Source organism: Rhodococcus sp. WS3 (assembly GCF_003797085.1).
GTDB classification, from domain to species: domain Bacteria; phylum Actinomycetota; class Actinomycetes; order Mycobacteriales; family Mycobacteriaceae; genus Rhodococcus_F; species Rhodococcus_F globerula.
The window spans coordinates 1772246-1792249 of the sequence record NZ_RKMA01000001.1 but is presented as its reverse complement, the minus strand read 5'-3'; the positions used below and the strand labels follow the sequence as shown (position 1 = coordinate 1792249).

The window sequence follows — 20004 nt, the reverse complement described above, 5'->3', positions numbered from 1 at the left end:
TAGGCGGGGTGCAACACCACCCCTGGAAGGGCAGCCTTACCTATGTTATCGGACGTCCATGGGCTCGGGGCACATCGGGTCAGTTAACAGAAGACAAATAGGCAATCGGATCGGTGGCAGCGCACTCCAGGGCCGACGTCACCACCGCCTGCGCAAACACGTTTCCGTGGAACGACGCCGTCGTCGCGAGCGCACCTTCCACGATTGCCCACGTGAGCGTTATGCCCTCTGGGCCGACAGGGTCGTTGTGCGCCGAGTAGAACGGTGACGCGTCGGTGAGCCACGGAACCTGACCTTGTCGCGGCACCGGGCCGATGCTCGAAAACAGCAGCTGGGCCTGGGGATCTCGAGGGCGACTGATCGGATATGCGCCGGAATTGTTGATTCGCAAGCCGATTCGGGTCCGCATCATGTTCAGGGCGAGATTCGCAACGGGCCGGCCCGTTGCCACCGCCTCGGACGTGGCCTCGTGGATGCGGCCGGGCGTGGGGTTCGGCCCCAGGTCGAATTCGAGTCCGGAGACGAAGTTTCCCAACGGAACTCGACCTGCCGCAAGGTAGCGTCTGGCATCGAGGGTCACAGTTGCAACGGGATTGATGATGAGCCCGGCGTCGGCCAGCGCGCGGTGCAGCACCGAAGCGGTCAGGGCATACATCGACACCGACGGAAGGTTCTGGTCTCGCCACGCGCGCAACGACCGAACGGTGTCGGGATCAGTGGTGACCACGGCAGCAGTGCGGGCGGGCGTCCACGGTTCCACCGGCCCGGACTGTGCGGGACGCGGCGTCCGATCGAGTGATCGACGCAGCGCCCAGCCGCGCCGTGGATCCGAACCGTAGGTGCGTAGCGCGGCAGTGGTGATCCCCGAGAGCGAGGCACGCGACGGTTGCCACACCTGAGGATCGGCGGGGTCGATCATGCCGAGGATGACCTCGTTCATCATGAGCGTCAGAGCGACCTCACCGAGACCGTGGTTGTGGTCGGTGCGGAGATAGTTCCCGGCCACTGTGACGGTTGTGGGGTGATCCTCTCGTGAGACGTTCGACGCCATATCGAGCAGGTCCATCGGGGAGGTCGGCGGATCGAGCCGAACTACTTCGGGGGCACACGATTCGGGATCGAATGTCCACCGATTGCCGTGCGCTGACGGTCTGAGTCCGAGGCGTGTGTGTGGCCCTGCTTCGGCCATCGTGCGAAGTCGAGCGGCAATGGTGGCGTCGTCAGGGAGATGTACGGGGCCGATGACGGACGTGATCCGCGTCCGGCTGTGCATCACGTCCAGATGGCTGACGCGAAGAGATGCTTTGGGGGATGCCGGCATTTTTCAGACGAGCGTCGACGGTGCTGTATCGGAAGACGGTGCTGTATCGGACGACGTTGCTGTATCGGACGACGCTGTATCAAGTTTTCGGAAGAAGTCGACGGTGCGGGCGATCCCCTCCGACAGTGACGTCAACGGGGTCCATCCCAATTCCGTGCGTGCCAGTGCGGCGTCGAGCGCGGACCGGCGAACATCCCCGAGTCGCGCCGGCATCCACGTGGGTTCTGCCGCGACGCCGGTGGCGTGCGCAAGCAATGCGTGTAGTTCGCGGTCGGACGTCTCGACTCCGGTTCCGATATTGAAGCGTTGTCCCGAGCCCGCGGTGCCCGATGCTGCGATCAGCGCCGTCACCACGTCCTCGACGAAGACGTAGTCCCGCGTATTTCCACCGTCGCCGAACAGGAAAGTGTTTCCGCCGGAAAGCATTTCGCGCGCGAAGATTGCGACGACGCCAGCCTCGCCGTGTGGATCCTGGCGGGGTCCGTACACGTTGGCCGGGGCGATGTGTGAGCAATCCAGACCGTGGAGTTGCCGGAAGCAGTTGAGGTAGTTCTCGGCGCTGATCTTGCTGCATGCGTAGGGCGAGAGCGGGTTGACCGGAGCGTGCTCGGAGACGGGCAGGTGTTCCGGTGATCCGTAGATGGAACCGCCGGAAGACATGAACACGATCTTGCGAGCTTGTGCCGCGATCGCCGCGGATCCGATTTTCACAGTGCCGAGGATATTGGCGTCGGCGTCGTTGATCGGGTCGGCGACGCTGTGCCGCACGTCGATTTGCGCTGCGAGATGGAAAACCACTTCGGGAGCGAACGTCTCGAACAGCGGACCGATCTTGTCGTCCCGAATGTCGAGAACTTCGAGGTCGACATCTGCGGTCGCGAGCGCCGCGTCGAGGTTGTCTACCCGACCGCGGCTCAAGTCGTCTATGACGAGCACTTGGTGACCGTCCTTGCGCAGGCGATCCACAAGCGTCGAGCCGATGAATCCGGCTCCTCCGGTAACCGCGGTGCGCACAGGTTTGCCTTCCCTTACTTTCGATGACTTTTGGGAGTCTAGGCAATCGGGTCCGAAAACGGGAATCTAAGCCCATTGGGCTGGTCGAGGCACAGCTTTGTGCCTCGACCAGCTGTCAGGAAATTGTTACGCGCCGTCCCACGCGTGCACGGTCACCCAGTCGACGAGGAAATTGCCGCCGCCGATAGCCGGGTACAGGCTGGACTCGAGCTGGAGCTGCCAACGCATCGCGGTATCCGGGATTCCCCGCGTGGACTCGAGCAGGACCTTGTCGTCGAGCATGAATCGAACAACCGACGGAGTCCACTCGATCGTGACAACACGCCAATCCGCGTAGGTAGAGGTGTCGACATCGGAGAGTGCCTGGGAGTTCGCGTCCGCGCCGTCCTCGGCGTAGTGGTGGAAGCCGTAGATGGGTCCCGTCAGCGGGCCCTCCGGGAAGTTGATCTCGCCTTCTTCCGGCCATCCTTCGGAGTCCGGCCACAGCAGCATCGCCAACCGGTAACCGGTGATCGCCGGATGGCTTACCTTGACTCGCGCCGAGTAGCGTCCGTAGACCTGGGCCTGGCTGCCGCCGTTGATGACGGGGGACATGTTGGCCCCGGCGCGGCGGCCGTCGACGTCATGGAGGTAGTAGTCGAGCACGCCGTCGTGGGCACTGACTACCTCGTCTGCGCGGTAAGGATTCTTGTTGTACGTGTCGAGGTAGCACTCGGGGTACGTCCGCCAGCGCGTGTTCTCGGTTCCGGTGTAGACGATCTTGCCGGGGTTGTTGCACTCGTCGTTTGCGAAGGTGCCGATCGGAGCATCGGTAGTGAAGTCGTCGACAAAGATCTCACGCCACCCGGGCAACGCTGCTCGGGGCGCTGCCTGCGTCCCGCTGACGCCACCACCGGACGAGCCGGCCGATCCGGTGAGTTGCGCTTGAGCGGTCGAGGGCAAGAAGATCCCGAGCACAGTCGCGGCGACCAGCGCCGCTGCGGCAGTGCTGCGGCGGCGAGACCGCTGGGTGGGCAAACGCATCTGACTTCTCCAAAGGGTTGAATGAGCGGCACGACGCACGGGTCGAACGACCAGTTTGCCGATCGCAGACCGTGGGTACTTTACTTACTCTTGGTCAGGAATGGGCACCTACCTCGAGCGCCTGCATGTTCTGGGAAATACCGAGACAGCCCCGGCTGCACTCAGAAGACTCTCAGAAACCCTGCGTAGGTTGGGTTTCGGCTCGTTGACGCCTCTGGGATGTTGACGTGACGGATGCTGCAGATATATCGCAGCGAAGAAATACGAAAGCCGCCGCTACCCCATGGGGTACCGGCGGCTTTCGCAATGTGTCGGTGTCGGTTCAGTGAGCCGCTGCGGGTTCCGCGGGTACGTAGTCGGGAACGTCGCGGGCCGGGTTACGGAACTTCGGCAGGAATGCTGCCAGGAAAAGTGCGATGAGGGCCGATCCCGCGGCCAGGGCCATGATGACGCGGAACGCGTTCTCGGTCGGCAGCGTGGTGTCGCCGAGAGTCATTGTCATCTGAGCCAGGACGACGCCGGCGATTGCGCTGGCAAACGATGTGCCGAGTGCGCGCATCAGGGTGTTCAAGCTGTTGGCCGCACCGGTTTCCGAGGCGGGAACCGCACCCATGATGAGGGCTGGCATCGCGCCGTAAGCCATACCCGTTCCTGCGCCGATGATGAGGGCGATCATGACGAGTTGCCAGATGGAGTGCAGCGCGAAGATGCCGATGAGATATCCGATCGCAACGACGACTGCACCGATCATGAGTGTGATCTTGGGGCCGTGGGTGTTGGTGATCTTGGAGGAGACCGGCGCGATGAGCATCATGATGATGCCGGATGGGGCCATGACCAGACCGGCGATGAGCATCGACCCGCCGAGTCCGAAGCCGGTGGCTTCCGGCAGTTGGACAACCTGGGGGAACACCATGCTGGAGGCGAACATCGCGAATCCGAAGACGACGGAAGCGAGGTTGGTCAGTAGTACTTGGCGACGTGCTGACACGCGCAGGTTGACCAGTGGCTTCGGGTTGCGCAGTTCCCACCAGGCGAAGATGGCGAATGCGATGACGGCGGCAGCGAGCATCGAGACTGTGAGTGCGCTCGCCCATCCCCAGGAATTGCCCTTGGAAATCGCCAGAAGCAGGGTGATGAGTGCGACCGAGAGTGTGAGGGCTCCGACGAAGTCGAATTTGCCGCCGGTGCGGACAGTCGATTCAGGCACGATGACCAGGATCAGACCCGTCACGATGGCGCCGAGGACTGCCGATGCCCAGAACAGAACGTGCCAGTTGGCGTATTCGGCGATCATAGCTGCGATCGGAAGTCCCAGTGCGCCACCGACTCCCATGGCTGCGCTCATCATCGCGACGGCGCCGGCCAGCTTCTTGGGCGGAAGCACGTCACGCATGATGCTGATACCTAGAGGGATGACACCAGCGGCGAGTCCCTGGAGGACGCGCCCAAAGACGAGTGGGACAACGCTCGAACTCATGGCACCCACAATCGAGCCGACCACCAGAAGTGCCAAGCTGATCAGGAGTAGGCGGCGTTTGCCGAACATGTCGCCCAACCGGCCCATCGTCGGGACGGCAACGGCTGAAGCGAGGAGGGTGGCGGTCACTACCCAGGCTGTGTCCGAGGCGGACGCGTTCAGGTATTCCGGAAGGTGCGGAATGATCGGGATGACCAGCGTTTGCATCAGCGAGACCACGATGCCGGCAAACGCCAGAATTGCTACTACGGCAGTAGTTGACGGCGGTGCGGCTTTACTGGAATCGGAAGTGGATATCGACATTGGGAAGCTCCATCGGAGAAAAGTAAAGAAGTCTTGAATTAAGTCAACTGATTGAATAAAGTTAAAGCAGCTGACTGACTTCGCGCAAGCGCTGCGAGGTCGATGGTGATCAACGTCTCGGTGCGCACATAGTGCCGAGCACCTGACTGTGGCGGTAGATGTGGCAGCAAGAACTGAAGATGCGATCAGCGATTCGGGTACCCCAGCGGGCTCTCTTCGTTCCGTTGCGACTCGGGAGCGGATACTCGAGGTCGCGGAGCGGTTGTTTGCCGAGCACGGGATCTTTGCCGTCTCGAATCGTCAGGTGAGCGAGGCTGCTGGGCAGGGCAACAACGCCGCCGTCGGATATCACTTCGGCACAAAAATCGATCTACTCCGTGCAATCGTGAACAAACATGCCGCGCCGATCGAGCAGAAGCGCAAGGAGTTGCTGGCCGACGTCAAAGGTTCGACAGATCTCCGTGACTGGATCACATGTCTGGTTCGAGCGTCCACTGATCATTACAACGAATTGACCGGACCCGCGTGGTATGCGCGGTTCAGTGTTCAGCTGATGGCCGATCCCACGCTGCGGGCCGTTGTCTACGAAGATGTTTCGTCATCGGAGCTCTTGCAAAAGATGCTCGGCGCGCTCGCCGCTTGTCTGCCCGACATGCCGGACGACGTTCGGCGCGCCCGCGGTGAAATGGCGCGGTATGTGATGCTGCACATGTGTGCCGAACGCGAAAGGCTCCTTGCCGGCGACGAATCGGTAGAGGTCTCGAACTGGGATGACTTCACGACAGATATCGTCGACGCGCTCGTCGGGCTCTGGAGTGCGCCGGTGACGCGCTGAAATGTGTTTCTCCTGGATCTGATTGATCAATGTCCCTGGTTGGCAATCTCTTTCGTCAGAGGGGGAACGTTGTGATCGTTCCTGTCTGCGCGTGGGGCGGCAGTCCGCCGAGACTGAATCCTGTTCTGCCGGAACTGCATACCGCGTGAGAGCTTCGCATGACCAGTCAGACGGTGGAAGCCCACACGTATGTGCCAAGAATCCACTCACGAGTTTAGGGCTGTATGAGCATGGCTACCCCTAAAGCTCAGGATGCCCTACGCGTAGGAGGAGTTTGTGACCGCCGACGGATCCCAACCGCCTCGCCAACCGAGTTCAGCCGATTTTGATGCGCTGTATCGCGGCGACTTCGATGCCTTTGCGCGCAATACGGAGTTGCCTGACGCTGCACAGCGCAACGAACTCGACTTCGACCGAGTGCCATGGGATATCGGCGAAGCTCAACCGGTGGTTCGGAAACTCGAAGCTGACGGCCAGTTAGCGAGCGAAGTCCTTGATATTGGTTGTGGTCTGGGTGAAAACGCTCTGTTTCTTGCCGACCGTGGGTACCAGGTGTGTGCACTCGACGCCTCACCTACGGCGATTGGGATCGCACGCGAACGCGCCGGTCTGCGGGGACTCGAGAAGGCAGTGGATTTTGATGTTGCCGACGCCATGACGCTTGATGGATACGAGAATCGGTTCACCACTGTTCTCGACAGCGCGCTGTACCACTGCTTCCCGGAAGATCAGCGCCAACCGTATGCCGAGGCAGTACTACGAGCCTGCCGACCCCAAGCCCGGCTTCACCTGGTGTGCTTCTCGGATGAGGTTCCAGAGGAATTTCCTGGTCCTTATCGAATCAGTGAGGACAATCTGCGTCGAACGTTAGCCGACGCTGGTTGGATCGTCCGGCACCTCGAACGTACCACTTACACCACGGCGTTCACCCGCGGAGAGTTTGCGCGCCAAGCTAACTCGCCCTTGGCTGCTATCGTCGAAGGGCTGGGCTTCGATTCCCGCGACCGGCTTCTGGCTCCGGCGTGGCTGGCGACAGCAGAACATTCCTGAAAACTTATTTGTCGGCAAGAAATGGTCCGAGGGGGCCGAGATCGATGTTGAGGTCTTCGGGCGTCGGATCAAAATGCTCGCGCAACTCTTCCATCTTCTCCTCGAGCAACATCAGTGTGGTACCGATGCGTTCGACCTGCGCGTCGGACAGGTCGCCGACATCTTCTGGTGACACTGCTTGTGTTGCAAACAAATCCGACCGCACCGCGTCGTAGGGGCGGTCGGGGTGTGGTGTGAATTTGCGGCGCCGGTAGATCACGGCAAGGAAGGCCGTACCGGACGGTTGTCTGAGTGGCGTTGACGCATTGCCTCGCGTTTGACCCACACCCATCTACAGAAGAAATCGCCGTAAAGCACTCAAATCGCAACGTGGAAACTGCTATTGACGTCGATGAATCTGCCGTCTAAATTAATCGAATCAAATTCGATTAATGCATGGAGGTGCGGTAGGTGGAGGCCGAACTACTTTTTGTCGGAGGCACGATACGCACGGGGGATTCGGTGCAGACGGTCAGCGACGCGCTCGCTGTGGTCGGCGGTCGCGTGGTTGGACTGGGGGAGCAGGCTCGTGCATTGAAGTCGACGCGAACCGAAGTCATCGATTTGGAGGGTGGGGCACTACTGCCCTCGTTCGGCGACGGTCATGTTCACCCGTTGATGGGTGGCCTGGAAATGCGTGGTGCCAAGATTCGCGACTGCAACAGCATCGATGAGGTCTTGCAGGAGGTGCGTCGCTGGGCAGATGAGAACCCCGACGCCGAGTGCATCTTCGGTGAGGGCGTGTCGCCTACCCTCGCTCCGGGCGGTCGGTTCGATGCTCGCTGGCTCGACAGCGTGGTCGAGGACAGGCCCGTCGTCCTGCGCACGATGGACTATCACACCGCGTGGGTCAACAGCGCTGCACTGCGAAGCGCCGGGTTGACGCGCGATACGCCGGATCCGGTCGGCGGAGAGATCGTGCGAACGTCAGACGGTGAGTTGCTCGGGACCCTACGTGAATGGGGAGCGATCAACCCGGTACTGGCATTATTGCCCGCCGTAACCCTCGATGCGGGAGTTGATTCGCTTGCGGCAGCATCGAAAATGCTTGCCGCAGCAGGTATCACCTGGGTGCAGGACGCGTGGACCGAACCAGGCGATGTCGAGATCTGGCTGGCCACCGCTGAAAGTGGGCGCCTGTCCACCCGGGTAAATCTTGCATTCCGAGCGACACCTGAGAGTTGGCAGGGCGACCTGCCGGCGTTTGTCGAAGCCCGGCAGAAGGTCGCAGAACGGGGTGGCGACGCAGTCAAGGCAGGAACGGTGAAGTTCTTTGCCGACGGTGTCATCGAGGCCGGAACGGCAGCGCTCCTCGCGCCGTACACGGATTGCCCGCATTCCCACGGAATCAGCAATTGGACAACCGATGAACTCGGTCGAGCTGCCGCTGAAGTGGACCGGTTAGGTTTTCAGATTCATATCCATGCCATCGGCGATGCAGGTGTACGCATGGCCCTCGATGCAATCGAATACGTCGATCGATGCAACGGCCCGCGTGATCGACGCGCCACTATCGCGCATCTCCAATTGGTTGATGGCAACGACCTGGACCGATTCACGTCATTGGGAGTGATCGCCAACTTTCAGCCGCTATGGGCCCAGCTCGACCCGCTGATGACGGAGCTGACCATTCCGCGGATCGGCGCCGACCGTGGTGACCGCCAATATCGCATCGGAACCCTCGCTGAGCGCGGCGCGCGGGTGGCATTCGGCAGCGATTGGCCCATCACCGCCTTCGAACCGATCAAGGGAATTGCCACTGCGATTCACCGCCAGACGCCGGCTGGTATCCCGAGTGAAGGATGGCTGCCTCGCGAACGCGTCGGCCTCGATTGGGCCCTGGCAACATACTCGGCGGGCGTCGCCTATCAGGGATTCGAAGAGGACATGTGGGGTTGCCTTCGGCCGGGAATGCGAGCCGACATGATCCAGCTTCCGGTCGATCCCGGCCAACTTGGCTCCGCCAAGGAGCTCAGCGACCTGGTTGTCTCCCGAACGTGGTTGGGAGGTAAGCAAGTTCACTGAGCACTGCCTGTCATCGTGCATTGCCTGGATCTGCCACAGCGGCTCACGAGGAGGACGCTGGGCGCGCCGATACCTCGTGCACTTCCTCGAGGAGACGTCGAAAGCCTGACAGCAGAGCCATCCAACCGAGTTCGAAGGCTTGTTCGGCTCTGGCTGGACCCCGCGGCGCCGCAGCAAGCGCCAGAGTCAGAGCGTCGTCGGGTGTTGTCGAGTCCGCTTCGATCATGACTTCCGGTGCCGCTGCATCCAGTGCGGCGCCGAGGAGAAAGTTCTCGGCAGCGGTGATGACCGCCAAGATGTGGTCGTCCGGGAATCCGGCTTTCCGGAGGCCTTCTGCGGGAGCGTAGTAGACCGATAGCGACGTGGGATCACGCACCGTCTCCGTAGCGAGGAGGCGGATCGAGGTGGGGTGTCTACTGAACGCGGATCGATACGATCGAGCCCATGCAGTAAACGCGTCGTCCCAGGTTAGGCGCTCGAACGCCGACCCGTCGATTTCCCGTACGACGCGGTTTCGAACGAGTTCCACCACGGCCGCGCGACCCTTTGCATGGTGATAGATGGATGACACCTGCACATTCAGGTGTTTTGCAAGATCAGGCATTTTGAAGTCGCCGTCACGATCGACGAGCGCGAGCGCTGCCTCCGCAATTCGTTCGCGGTCCAGACGTGCGATACGCGGTCTTCCCATCGTCCCCCCACCTCTCAAATCGAAGTTCATTCGATTATGCCCTTGTGGCGCCGGTCACAACGATCTACCATAATCGAAACTGATTCGATTAATTCTGGTTGCACCCATATCTGCCTGTTTCGGATATTCGCCCCTCGCCCTGACTGGAGAAGTTGCTCATGAAGAAAACTGCACCCGAACCCGCTCTGAAGCTGGAAGGAGGCGTCCTCGGCACCGCCGGCATCGTCTTCTTTGTCGTGGCGGCGGCGGCGCCATTACTGGTGATGGCAGGGGTTGCGCCTCTGGCCTTGAACATTGCCGGCATCGGGGCCCCCGGCGGATACATTTTGGCCGGGCTCGCACTAGGAGTGTTTGCAATCGGCTTCACTGCGATGAGCAAGTACATCCACAATGCAGGCGCCTTCTACGCCTATATCTCCGTCGGGCTCGGCCCTCGGTGGGGCCTGGCCGCAGCGGTCCTTGCGCTGGTGTCCTACAACGCCCTCGAGATCGGAATCTTCGGGGCCCTAGGCTATTTCGCGCAGTCAACCATGGCGGACTTGGTTGGGCTGGATCTGCCGTGGGGAGTGTGGTCGTTACTCGGGGTTGCGTTGGTCTGGTTCCTCGGATCTCGATCGGTACATCTGGGCGCTCGGTTCCTGATCCTGTTGCTGACCGCGGAGACGGGGATTCTGGTGCTGCTCGCAGCCGCCGTTCTTTTTCAAGGCGGCGCCGTGGGAATTGATCTCGACTCCTTTGCGCCGTCTAACGTATTCAGCCCCGGTCTCGGTGGGGTGCTGACCCTGGCCTTTGCTGCGTTCATCGGATTCGAAGCGACTGCCCTGTACCGGGAAGAAGCAAAAGATCCCGCTCGGACGGTTCCGCGGGCGACATACATCGCGGTGGCATTCCTGGGTCTCTTCTACGCATTCATGGTGTGGATCATCATCCAGGCGTACGGACCGGATCAGGCTCTCGAGCTAGCGGCTAACGATCCCGCCGGTATGTACTTCAACGCCATCGAGCACTACGTCGGAGGTTGGGCGAGCACCCTCATGGAGCTGTTGATCATCACGAGCATTCTCGCCAGCCTGCTCGCGTTCCACAACGCAATCACCCGCTACGTCTTTGCGCTTTCGCGCGAACGTGTATTGCCCCAGTTCCTGGGCAAACTACACCCGGTCTACAAGTCCCCCTATGTGGCCAGCGCGGTACAGAGTCTCCTGGCGATGGTGGTAATCGTCGTGTTCGTAGTCGTCGGCGCCGACCCTTACCTCGAGCTCCTGCTGTGGGTGAACTCGCCCGGTATCGTCGGCATCGTCGTGCTTCAGGTCATGGCGGCCGCAGCAGTTATCGCATTCTTCTGGAACGATCGTCGCGGGCATTCGGCCTGGAGGGTGCTCGTAGCTCCCGTATCCGCTCTTCTGATGTTGACCTACGCAACGTATTTGATCGTGGACCAGATGGAGTTGATTACTGCCGCTGGAACCGCAGTGAACGTGGTGCTCGTCGCCGTCACGCCTGTGAGCCTGGCTGTCGGTTGGCTTCTCGGTATCCGGCTTTCACGACGCGACCCGGCGCAACTCTCGAGGCTGGGTACCACTGACGTCGACGCCGAACCGACGACGGAGTCTGACGGCGCGAGCAATTCTTCCACCTCGCCTGGTCAAGTAACGTAGAGCCGTCCGAGCAATTGTCTCCGAGTAATTGTCAAGGGCGGCAAAGTCTCTGCCGAGTTCCCCAGGAAGCAGTGTTTGGCCGCCGCGAGCAGATGGAGCGTACGAACCATGATCCTCCCGAAGGTCCGGGATCCGCGCTTCGTGACGATCCGTCGTGGTGGGACCCTCACAGATTCCGATCACCATCTCCTCGCTCTCTGGGCGGCATCGTGCGCCGAGCACGTCCTTCACCTTTTCGAGGCGGTTCAGCCGCAGGATCCGCGGCCGCGTGAAGCGATCGAGGGTGCGCGAGCCTGGGTGCGGGGTGAGGTCACGATGATGCAAGCTCGCGCTGCGGGCGGTCATGCAATGGGCGCGGCTCGGGACCTGCGTGGGCCGGCGCGGCATGCTGCGTACGCTGCCGGACAGGCCGGAGCCGTCGCACACGTCGCCGCGCACGAACTTGGTGCTGCCGCCTACGCGATCAAGGCCGCACGTGCTGTTGCGACGGAAGACGAGGAGGCTGCGGGCCGACTCGAGTGCCAGTGGCAGCGCGACCAGCTCCCGGTATCGATTCGTGAGTTGGTACTTGATGACCAGCGGCTACGGAATGACATCTGCTGGTCGGTGTTCGGCTGATGAGGCACCGGCCTTGCGTTCCGCGCTTCCTCGTGTCACTCTCGATAACTATGACTACAGGAAAGGCCGACACCGCCACCATCGCGTGAGCGCCGCGCCGATGTACTCGGTGTCGCGACACCGAGCATCATTCACCAGCAACGTCGATGCTGTGCGAAACGAGTGGCTGGAACACGGTCTCTGCACACACCCCTCCGACCGTGACACTGCAGAATGGGCTGTTGCGCAACTGTATCGGCGATCAGGATTTCCGGAACCGGAGTTCCTCTGGGTTCCTTCGCCCCCAGCTGGATCAGATCTGATTGTGGCCGAGGGCTTGTCGACGTCGATGTCGCCTGACAGCAACCGACTTCACTGCGTTTCCGCCCGTATAGCGAGCATGTTTTCGGATTCACGCAGCCGTATGGACGCGCGCATCGAGCGTCGAAGATCGGACTGGCCGAACGAGCGCTGGGGGATCGACACTGCACGTACTCAGTCTCCCGAGGATGCGGTTCGGCTGGGAATCAGCCCCGATCGGATCATGAGAGCAGCTGTCTGGGACTCGTTGCACACCACACTATTCGACGGGGTTGCGGCTGCGATACGGACGATGTCGACTCCCGTCCCGGGAAGCGTGACGTGGTACGGACAGCAGGAAGCTCATCGAATCGCCTACTACGACGCGTACCGTCGATGTGGTCTTGCTTCTTTCCGTTCCGACGATGACGAACTACTCGACATTCACACCGCTCTGGCTGGTGCAACCGGATGGTGGTGGGCGTTCGACACCATATGCGTCATGTCGGAAAGGCCTACCGTCCTGCGGGTCGAACCCATACCGGGCCGAGTGCACAACGAACGTCGGTTGCACGATTCAGATTCTCCAGCAATTGAATTCGGCGACGGGCACGGCGTGTATGTTCAGCACGGGACGATTGTTCCCAGCTGGGTAGTTCTGGATCCGACGGCCGAACGCATTGCAGCCGAACGGAATATCGAGATCCGCCGCTGTGCGATCGAGCGCATCGGATGGGACACCTACATCGATACTGCTGGCCTTGCACAGGTCGACCAAGCTGATGATCCCGGCAATGCCGGGCACACGCTTCAACTCTATGCTTCGCCCGACGGCTGGGGACGTAGTGGTCGAATCCTGCTTGCAGTCAACGGCTCTCCTGAACGCGACGGACGTCGTCGTCGTTACGGGCTCTACGTCCCTGGATGGTTCTCATCAGCCCTGGACGCTGCAGGATGGACCTACGGCATAGCCGGCGTCGACTACGCCCGACTCGTTCGTCGGACCTGACCCAACCCCTGAACTTCAATTCCGAACGTCAATCCATGAACTCCCAGGTGGCTCATATGAATTCGACCATGACTTTGTCCGCGCTCACTGCCCTCACGGGCCTCGATGTCTTCGACTATCTCGACCGAGAAGTATCCATACCCGTCGTCGACGGCTTGCAGGCACAAGGTGATCTCATCGTGGTCCCGTATTCGCTTGTCTCCGATATCGTCACGCCCGCAGCGTGGACGAGGTCCGTGAACGTACCACTCTCCGGAGTGGAGTTGCTACGCAGTGCGGCGGGCGGGAATCCGCACAGCCTGGTCGCCGACGAAGGTGTGTGCACGTGGTCGTCGCCGGTGAGAGATTCCCGGGGTCTTGCTCTGGGCATTCTCGACGCCCACGGGACTGCTTATCTCATCCACCCAGAGCATGGCGCCACTGGAATCGCGCCAGGCCGCTATGTCATCGGACGGCAGCGAGAGCGGGGCGCCGGACGGGCGATCAACGGGATGCAACTCGTCGCAGATTGACGCCCTGGACCATGTCCGAGCAAGCTGAGGTCAGTGATATTCGAGGATGCCCGTGAACACTCGATGGTGGAGAAGGGAATTGCGGCCATGAAACTGACGACCATCACTAATGTCTCCCTCGACGGCGTTATGCAGGGGCTCGGCGGGGCGGATGAAGACCGCAGAGGCGGATTCGAGCGCGGTGGATGGGCACTGCCACTGTTCGGCAAAGACATCGAGGGTACGACGTTCGTCAAGGACGTCTACCAACGTGCCGACGCCTTCCTGTTCGGCCGGCGGACCTACGAGATCTTCGCCGGGTACTGGGGAGTGATGGAAGATTCGGGTAACCCCATCGCAACGGCATTGAACACGCGGCCCAAGTACGTGGCATCGACCACGCTCACCGAACCGGGTTGGGCGAATACGACCGTACTCTCCGGCAACCTTGCGACGGCTATCCGCGAGCTGAAAGCCAAGCCTGGGGGTGAGTTGCAGGTACACGGCAGCGGCAACCTCGTTCGCTGGCTGTTCGACAACCGGCTCGTCGACGAGATCACCCTGCTCATCTATCCCCTGATCATCGGCCAGGGCACACGGCTATTCCCCGAGTCGGGACCGGATATCGCACTGGACCTGGTCGACTCGCGAGTCACGTCAAAGGGCGTGACAATTCAGGTTTACCGGCCCACCGGGCGACCGGAGTATGCCACCTCTATCGCCGACTGAAGCACGCTCCATTGGTGTTGAAGCGTCAGTTGCCGTTGTGAGACATGCGGGCGCGGAGAACATCAACGCCGTCGCCTTCAAGATCGTCGAGCACCGATGCCCTCCCGACCATTGCGAGGGCCAGCGCCTCCGCTCGCCCGTGGACTTCTGGTCCGGTGCCGTGTTCCCAGGGGAGATCGGAAGCAGTGAACCGGAGGCCCTTGGTGAATCGACGCGGCTGTGCAAAGGGATCGGGTCGATCGAGTACGAGTCGTAGGCGCTCCGGATCGATCGTTCGAGGTAACCCGAGCGGTCGCCGGATGTCTTGCTGGTGCACAACATGGTCGGAAAGGGTGAGGCGTGGGGCATATCTTGCGAACCAACTCGTGGTCGCGGAAGCTGCGAGACGATCGACGAGGATGTCTGTCGGCACGTCATTCTGCGCGGTGACGTAGCGTTCGTTGACACGGTTAGCGGATAGATTGTGCAGCGCTGCAAGGAAATAGCGAGGCATCGTAACGGAATCCATCGACACATGTATCGCAACGTCGCGCACCGACCAGTGTCCGCAGAGTGACGGCGTTGACCATTGATCAGGGCTCAGGGTCTCGAGTAGTGTGACCAGCTCCCGACGTTCAGCGAGGATGTGAGCCTTTACGTTCATCTCCGCACGGTAGCTCGATCTCTAGGATTATGGCGACGAAGACATGTTTCTGGCGCGGGACATGCGTGTGGGCTTCGCATCGGCTAGCTGGTGATGCGAAGCTCTCACACGGTATGCAGTTCCGGCAGAGCCGGATTCAGTCTCGATGCACTGGGCCTTGGCGGGTGGTGGAGCGGCGGCGTCGTTGTTTTGGGTCAATCGCAGCTGGTGGGATGAACCACGGTTTGTGATCGGTGCCCATTTTGATTTCCCAGATTCCGCGGAACCCACTGGTGCTGTGGATCAATCGGTGGTGATTTCGGCAGAGGAGGGTGAGGTTGTCCATCACCGTCGGACCGCCCACTGACCAGGGTTTTATATGGTGGGCATCGCACCAAGCGGGTACGGCATCGCAGTTGGGGAAGGCGCAGCCTTTGTCCCGGGCGATCAGCGCCGTGCGTTGTTCCGGTGTGACGAGGCGTTTGTGCGGCGTCGCATCGAGCGGTGCCCCGTTGCCGTCCATCAGGACGGTGGAGAGCATGCAGTCGCAGGCGAGCATCCGGGTCAGGCTCACACTGAGTGGTCCCATCCAGGGCATGTATCCCACATCGAGATCCTCGACATCAGGCTCGTCGTCATCGAACGCACTGCCATAGAACTCACCATCATCCGATGCGCCTTCGCTGCGCATGGTGGCGCATTCGCGATGCTCGGCAAGGTCTTTCGCGGTGATGTGCACGTTCACATGCGGACGCTGACCACCGTCAACCCCGGTGACGGCGTTGTCGAGGTACCGGCGGATCAACTCCGTGAACGCGTCGGCGGTTCGTTTGGCAGCTGATCGTTGATCCGGGGTTCCGTCCGCGGCTGGTTTCGGCATCGACAAACCCGAGAGAGCCGATAACAGCATTTCGCCTGTCAACGCGTCGAAATCGCCCTTGATCGCGACCCGTCCGTTGAGCGTCGGCGAAATCCGCAAGACGTTGAGGTCGTCGTCCTCACCGGGCGGGGTGTCGTCGGATTCGAATATCCGCTCCAGAACTGCAATCGCATAGCGGAGTTTGATGGTGGTCGCCTCCACGCCGGATGCGGCAGCAAGTAGAGTCTTCATACAGGACGGTAACGCCCTGTCCGGCATACCTTTTGGTGGAGATTCACAGAACGCGACGATTATTGCCGCATGATCGAGCGAGAGATCACCGGCCTCGAACTGCGCAGCAATATCCGGGAACGCCCGCAACGCGGCACCGAGGGCAGCGATCTTGTTACCGGCCGCGTTCTGCAGCATCGTGTTCGCCGCCAACCACCGCCCCACACCGCGGTAGCAGAGCACCTGCTCGTCCGGATTGAGCGCCAACTCATCCACTGCGGCAACCCGAATCGCCTCCAGTCGAAGAATTTCCGCAGAAACGGAAACAGCAACGTCGCGAACCTCGGCCGGTCGCAATCGCCACAACCTGCCACGCACACCCGTCGCGGAACCGGCTACAACATCCTCCACCGAAACAAAATCGTTCACCGTAGTCATCAACGCCTCCCCACCCTTGACCCAATTATACTCGAACGTCTATTCGAATCAATAGGCATATCGGGCACATTCGATTTGCATCGAGTGCGGCTCGGGGAACTCGAGTAAGTCTGCAGGGGAATAGGTTTGAGATTCGGTCAGATCAGGATGTCGGTTGCTCGGTGGTTTTGGTTTACGCCTTCGAAAAAGGCCACGGTGCCAGTCGAGTTATTGATTCGAAGCGGAGCGATAGCTTGGTAGGCGTCCGATGTATACCAGTGTTGGGCCGCAGCGGACGTGGGGAATCGGAGGATGATGAGATCGCCTGACCACTGTCCCTCGCGGACGTCAGGCAAGCCTCCGTGGATGATGAAGCGGCCCTCGAACGGTGTGAGGGTGCTGTCGATGCGTTGGAGGTATTCGGTGATGTCGTCTCCCATGGCGACGTTGTTGAGGATGCCAACTACGTAGCTTTCAGTCATGTCTGGTTCCTGCCTCTCGGAGGAGCGCGTGTATAACTAATCGTTTGTCTCTCAGTAACGTTCAGCTGGGTTCGCTCTGGAATCGAGTGTTGCAGGAGCAACGGCGCCGCGTCGATTACCTCAGGGGTAATGTGCTGTCCTACGTATGAGTGTGTCGCCGTGTTCGTCAGTGATGCGTCAGGTCCTGCAATCCGGCGACACGAAGCAGATCAAGCTTGGCTGCGTCGGCGGATCCGGGCGCGACTGTGTAGACGACGATCCGCAGGTCGCCGCTACCGGGCGCGCTGAGAACATCGCAGTCAACGGTGATGTCGCCAACAGTGCGGGTATGCACTGTCTTTCGGCTGGACCGGTGCAGGGCTACGTGTGCTTGCTCCCAATGCGCTGCAAACTCGTCGGATTCGGAAAGGAGGCGGTCGACGAGGTCCCTGAGCGGTGCGTCGTCGGGATAGCGCCCCACTGCGGATCTCAAGTCCGCGACCAGATCCGCTCTGAATTCGTCTTCTCCGACGGCGGTATGAGTGACACGTGTGTTCTCCTCGGTGAAAACCCGCCAGACAAGATTGTGCTGAAACCCGGCCAACAGTGAGGGATCGCCGAGCAGTGCTGCCCAGAGCGGATTCCACAACAGGAGGTCATGCGCGGCGCTGAAGACGCCGACCGGCACGTCGCCGAGACGGTCCACGATCCGCTGGACGCTCGGACCCACGTGGCGCGGCAATGAGGCAGGCGTCGGAGTAGCGACTCCGGCGACTCGATACAGGTGGTCGCGCTCTTCGTCGGTCAGGCGCAATGCCCGCGCGAGCGCGCCGAGCAGTTGCGCCGAGGGATTGGTTGCCCGGCCTTGCTCGAGGCGCACGATGTAGTCGACGCTGACTCCGGCGAGCATCGCGAGCTCTTCCCGGCGAAGCCCTCGGGCACGCCGACCTGTACCTGGTGGCAGACCGACGTGCTCAGGCTGCACACGGTCACGCCAGGCGCGCAGCACACTTGCGAACTCGTCCATGCCCTCATCCTGCTCGCTGTGGGCGCGCAGTGGGTAGTACTGCTGGTCCCACCGTCGATCGGTGCCTGGTGCGCGCACCGAAGTTGAGCGAGCGTTGTGGACATGACTACGACACTTATTTCAGGAGCCAACCGCAGCCTCGGACTGGAGACCGCGCGACGGCTCATCGACGCCGGCCACACCGTCTATGCCGGGATGCGGGACCTGGCTTCAGCTGCCGAGGTGCAGAACCTCGGCGCTCACCCCGTCCAACTCGACGTCACGGATCAGCGCAGCATCGATGCGGCGCTCGCGCAGCTGCCCGAGCTCGACGTTCTGGTAAACAACGCTGGCGTCCTCGGCAGGTCTTTCAGCGTCGACGACCTCGACGTCGACGCCATGCAGGAAGTATTCGACACGAATGTCCTTGGTGTCGTGCGTCTTACGCAGGCCGCGCTTCCGTTGTTGCGACGCTCGTCGAATCCGGTGATCGTCAATGTCGCATCCGGAGTCGGCTTCGCCCGCTCGCTGGCCACCCCCGGTACCGATGAGCACTTTGTGCGGGCCGTGCCGTACGCGAGCTCGAAGGCGGCTGTGATCGCTTTGACTCTCCAATACGCGAAGAACCTGCCGGAATTTCGGATCAATGCCAGCGATCCGGGCTACACCAGTACCGACTTCAACGGCCACCGTGGACACCAGACCATCACCGAAGGCACTGATGCGACGGTGATGTTGGCCCAACTAGGCACCGGTGGACCCACCGGAAAGTTCTTCAACCGCAACGGCGATATCGACTACTGAACTATGCCGTTGAGCGCCCTACGGTCAGCTCGGGAACACGGCACTCCAGTCGTTCTCGATGCTCGCTATGGTCCAACCCCGGGCATCCGCGAGATCGAATGCCTGCTCGGCGCCCTCCCGATATGCGAACTCGCGACGTGAATCATCGTGCTGTACAAGTATTTGCAACGATGGGAGGTCCGCTCGCTCCGAGAACTGCAACATCGGGATATCGCCGTTGCTGTTCCCCGCGGCGAGGAGCGGCCGTCTCCCGATACGGCTCCAGATTCGGACCGGCTTCTCGGGGCCGTCGACCAATACGTCCAATGCGGGTTTATGGACGAGCGTGCCGCCGCGGCCGTCGGCCTTCCATACCAGCGACGCGCTGCTACCGATGACTCGCTGACGGGGCACCCCGTACACGTCCAGGCTGATCGGCCGCATGAAGTCACGCCCACCACCGGAGACGATGTAGTTGTGGAACTCGTTCGTCTCGAGGTACCGGAGCAACTCGATCATCGGCACGTAGCCACACGTCAGATAGGTACGTCCTAGGGTGGGATGGTCTGTCGTGCGCAAGAATTGGTCAGCCAGCTTCTCGAATTCTTCCACGGTGATGTCGGTGTACGCCATCAGCACCCCTTTGGCGAACACCTTCACCCCACTGTTGTCGCCGTGGTAGTGACCGGTGATGACACTGCTGAACCAGCCGTAGTCGCGGGTGACGGCGGCGAGCCACGGTTGGCGGGTGCCCAGAGCGGGATCCACCTCAGTCATGACCACGAGGCGGCGCAGGATGAAGTCGAGCTGAATGGGCATCGGTTTCTCACACCACAGCGTTCCGTCGTTGTCGAACACCGCGATTCGCTCTTCGGCGGGGACGGCCCCCGGACCTCCGGGATCCGTCACCCGCCCGACGAACTCCAGGATTGCTTGCTTACTCGGACCCTCGTGCCAGCTGGGGAGCGGATCACCGATCTGTCCGCCGGTGTCCAGATCGGATCGAACGTGTTCGGGCATAACCTGATTCCTCCTCGATGTTGCCACCACACGATGGTCC

20 protein-coding genes are annotated in these 20004 nt (G+C 61.2%); 9 read left to right on the top strand and 11 right to left on the bottom strand.

The window, feature by feature from the left end; all coding sequences use genetic code 11:
• Positions 1-79: 79 nt before the first annotated feature.
• The 4 genes from EEB13_RS08135 to EEB13_RS08120 form a co-directional block, all read right to left on the bottom strand.
• The gene (locus EEB13_RS08135) at positions 80-1321 is read right to left on the bottom strand and encodes a hypothetical protein (protein ID WP_141485012.1); all 1242 of its coding nucleotides are present in this window, start codon (positions 1319-1321) and stop codon (positions 80-82) included.
• A 3-nt stretch (positions 1322-1324) separates the two neighbouring features.
• A complete protein-coding gene (locus EEB13_RS08130) occupies positions 1325-2335 on the bottom strand; it encodes an NAD-dependent epimerase/dehydratase family protein (protein WP_141485011.1) in 1011 nt (336 codons plus the stop codon).
• A 126-nt stretch (positions 2336-2461) separates the two neighbouring features.
• Positions 2462-3358 (bottom strand): glycoside hydrolase family 16 protein, encoded by an 897-nt coding sequence (locus EEB13_RS08125; RefSeq protein ID WP_141485010.1) that lies wholly within the window; start codon positions 3356-3358, stop codon positions 2462-2464.
• Positions 3359-3680: 322 nt separating this feature from the next.
• Positions 3681-5141, bottom strand: coding sequence for an MFS transporter (locus tag EEB13_RS08120; protein WP_141485009.1), 1461 nt, complete (start codon positions 5139-5141; stop codon positions 3681-3683).
• A gap of 160 nt (positions 5142-5301) precedes the next feature.
• Between EEB13_RS08120 and EEB13_RS08115 the strand changes: the two genes are divergently transcribed.
• On the top strand, positions 5302-5976 hold the full coding sequence (locus EEB13_RS08115; protein WP_095887978.1) for a TetR/AcrR family transcriptional regulator: 675 nt from the start codon (positions 5302-5304) through the stop codon (positions 5974-5976).
• 276 nt (positions 5977-6252) lie between these two features.
• Positions 6253-7026: a class I SAM-dependent methyltransferase gene (locus EEB13_RS08110; RefSeq protein WP_141485008.1), complete on the top strand. Its 774-nt coding sequence runs from the start codon at positions 6253-6255 to the stop codon at positions 7024-7026.
• Positions 7027-7030: 4 nt separating this feature from the next.
• On the opposite strand, the gene EEB13_RS08105 is transcribed toward EEB13_RS08110, so the two are convergent.
• Positions 7031-7357 carry a gas vesicle protein K gene (locus EEB13_RS08105; RefSeq protein WP_080711607.1) on the bottom strand — a complete coding sequence of 109 codons (327 nt, stop codon included), beginning with the start codon at positions 7355-7357 and terminating at the stop codon, positions 7031-7033.
• Between the two features lie 119 nt (positions 7358-7476).
• Between EEB13_RS08105 and EEB13_RS08100 the strand changes: the two genes are divergently transcribed.
• The gene (locus tag EEB13_RS08100) at positions 7477-9090 is read left to right on the top strand and encodes an amidohydrolase (protein WP_033231632.1); all 1614 of its coding nucleotides are present in this window, start codon (positions 7477-7479) and stop codon (positions 9088-9090) included.
• A gap of 43 nt (positions 9091-9133) precedes the next feature.
• On the opposite strand, the gene EEB13_RS08095 is transcribed toward EEB13_RS08100, so the two are convergent.
• Positions 9134-9781 carry a TetR/AcrR family transcriptional regulator gene (locus tag EEB13_RS08095; protein WP_092802970.1) on the bottom strand — a complete coding sequence of 216 codons (648 nt, stop codon included), beginning with the start codon at positions 9779-9781 and terminating at the stop codon, positions 9134-9136.
• Between the two features lie 158 nt (positions 9782-9939).
• Here EEB13_RS08095 and EEB13_RS08090 point away from each other — a divergent pair, with 158 nt between their 5' ends.
• The 5 genes from EEB13_RS08090 to EEB13_RS08070 all read left to right on the top strand — a co-directional run bounded on the left by EEB13_RS08090 (position 9940) and on the right by EEB13_RS08070 (position 14565).
• Entirely contained in the window at positions 9940-11439 is a 1500-nt protein-coding gene (locus EEB13_RS08090; RefSeq protein WP_141485007.1) for an APC family permease, read from the top strand.
• 108 nt (positions 11440-11547) lie between these two features.
• Entirely contained in the window at positions 11548-12057 is a 510-nt protein-coding gene (locus EEB13_RS08085; protein ID WP_141485006.1) for a putative immunity protein, read from the top strand.
• Between the two features lie 85 nt (positions 12058-12142).
• The gene (locus tag EEB13_RS08080) at positions 12143-13345 is read left to right on the top strand and encodes a DUF6745 domain-containing protein (protein ID WP_141485005.1); all 1203 of its coding nucleotides are present in this window, start codon (positions 12143-12145) and stop codon (positions 13343-13345) included.
• Positions 13346-13401: 56 nt separating this feature from the next.
• Entirely contained in the window at positions 13402-13857 is a 456-nt protein-coding gene (locus EEB13_RS08075) for a hypothetical protein (RefSeq protein WP_141485565.1), read from the top strand.
• Between the two features lie 33 nt (positions 13858-13890).
• Positions 13891-14565: a dihydrofolate reductase family protein gene (locus EEB13_RS08070; protein ID WP_261984470.1), complete on the top strand. Its 675-nt coding sequence runs from the start codon at positions 13891-13893 to the stop codon at positions 14563-14565.
• Positions 14566-14590: 25 nt separating this feature from the next.
• Here EEB13_RS08070 and EEB13_RS08065 read toward each other — a convergent pair whose 3' ends face one another.
• From EEB13_RS08065 to EEB13_RS08050, 4 genes are all read right to left on the bottom strand, one after another.
• On the bottom strand, positions 14591-15208 hold the full coding sequence (locus EEB13_RS08065) for a maleylpyruvate isomerase family mycothiol-dependent enzyme (protein ID WP_261984469.1): 618 nt from the start codon (positions 15206-15208) through the stop codon (positions 14591-14593).
• A gap of 136 nt (positions 15209-15344) precedes the next feature.
• Positions 15345-16715 (bottom strand): HNH endonuclease signature motif containing protein, encoded by a 1371-nt coding sequence (locus EEB13_RS08060; RefSeq protein WP_141485003.1) that lies wholly within the window; start codon positions 16713-16715, stop codon positions 15345-15347.
• Positions 16716-16852: 137 nt separating this feature from the next.
• Positions 16853-17176 carry a DUF1330 domain-containing protein gene (locus tag EEB13_RS08055; protein WP_033231625.1) on the bottom strand — a complete coding sequence of 108 codons (324 nt, stop codon included), beginning with the start codon at positions 17174-17176 and terminating at the stop codon, positions 16853-16855.
• 166 nt (positions 17177-17342) lie between these two features.
• Positions 17343-18182: a helix-turn-helix domain-containing protein gene (locus EEB13_RS08050; RefSeq protein ID WP_045064449.1), complete on the bottom strand. Its 840-nt coding sequence runs from the start codon at positions 18180-18182 to the stop codon at positions 17343-17345.
• A gap of 102 nt (positions 18183-18284) precedes the next feature.
• Between EEB13_RS08050 and EEB13_RS08045 the strand changes: the two genes are divergently transcribed.
• Positions 18285-18965, top strand: coding sequence for an SDR family NAD(P)-dependent oxidoreductase (locus EEB13_RS08045; RefSeq protein ID WP_045066654.1), 681 nt, complete (start codon positions 18285-18287; stop codon positions 18963-18965).
• Positions 18966-18989: 24 nt separating this feature from the next.
• Here the strand turns inward: EEB13_RS08045 and EEB13_RS08040 are convergent, their stop codons facing one another.
• Positions 18990-19964 (bottom strand): HAD family hydrolase, encoded by a 975-nt coding sequence (locus EEB13_RS08040; RefSeq protein WP_045064448.1) that lies wholly within the window; start codon positions 19962-19964, stop codon positions 18990-18992.
• Positions 19965-20004: the final 40 nt, after the last annotated feature.

Bases quoted from the DNA above. Each gene is read 5' to 3' on its own strand.
- EEB13_RS08050 (WP_045064449.1), bottom strand. From the start codon at position 18,182: ATGGACGAGTTCGCAAGTGTGCTGCGCGCCTGGCGTGACCGTGTGCAG.
- EEB13_RS08040 (WP_045064448.1), bottom strand. From the start codon at position 19,964: ATGCCCGAACACGTTCGATCCGATCTGGACACCGGCGGACAGATCGGT.
- EEB13_RS08125 (WP_141485010.1), bottom strand. From the start codon at position 3,358: ATGCGTTTGCCCACCCAGCGGTCTCGCCGCCGCAGCACTGCCGCAGCG.
- EEB13_RS08105 (WP_080711607.1), bottom strand. From the start codon at position 7,357: ATGGGTGTGGGTCAAACGCGAGGCAATGCGTCAACGCCACTCAGACAA.
- EEB13_RS08135 (WP_141485012.1), bottom strand. From the start codon at position 1,321: ATGCCGGCATCCCCCAAAGCATCTCTTCGCGTCAGCCATCTGGACGTG.
- EEB13_RS08055 (WP_033231625.1), bottom strand. From the start codon at position 17,176: ATGACTGAAAGCTACGTAGTTGGCATCCTCAACAACGTCGCCATGGGA.
- EEB13_RS08075 (WP_141485565.1), top strand. From the start codon at position 13,402: ATGAATTCGACCATGACTTTGTCCGCGCTCACTGCCCTCACGGGCCTC.
- EEB13_RS08045 (WP_045066654.1), top strand. From the start codon at position 18,285: ATGACTACGACACTTATTTCAGGAGCCAACCGCAGCCTCGGACTGGAG.
- EEB13_RS08095 (WP_092802970.1), bottom strand. From the start codon at position 9,781: ATGGGAAGACCGCGTATCGCACGTCTGGACCGCGAACGAATTGCGGAG.
- EEB13_RS08085 (WP_141485006.1), top strand. From the start codon at position 11,548: ATGATCCTCCCGAAGGTCCGGGATCCGCGCTTCGTGACGATCCGTCGT.
- EEB13_RS08090 (WP_141485007.1), top strand. From the start codon at position 9,940: ATGAAGAAAACTGCACCCGAACCCGCTCTGAAGCTGGAAGGAGGCGTC.
- EEB13_RS08060 (WP_141485003.1), bottom strand. From the start codon at position 16,715: ATGACTACGGTGAACGATTTTGTTTCGGTGGAGGATGTTGTAGCCGGT.
- EEB13_RS08120 (WP_141485009.1), bottom strand. From the start codon at position 5,141: ATGTCGATATCCACTTCCGATTCCAGTAAAGCCGCACCGCCGTCAACT.
- EEB13_RS08065 (WP_261984469.1), bottom strand. From the start codon at position 15,208: ATGAACGTAAAGGCTCACATCCTCGCTGAACGTCGGGAGCTGGTCACA.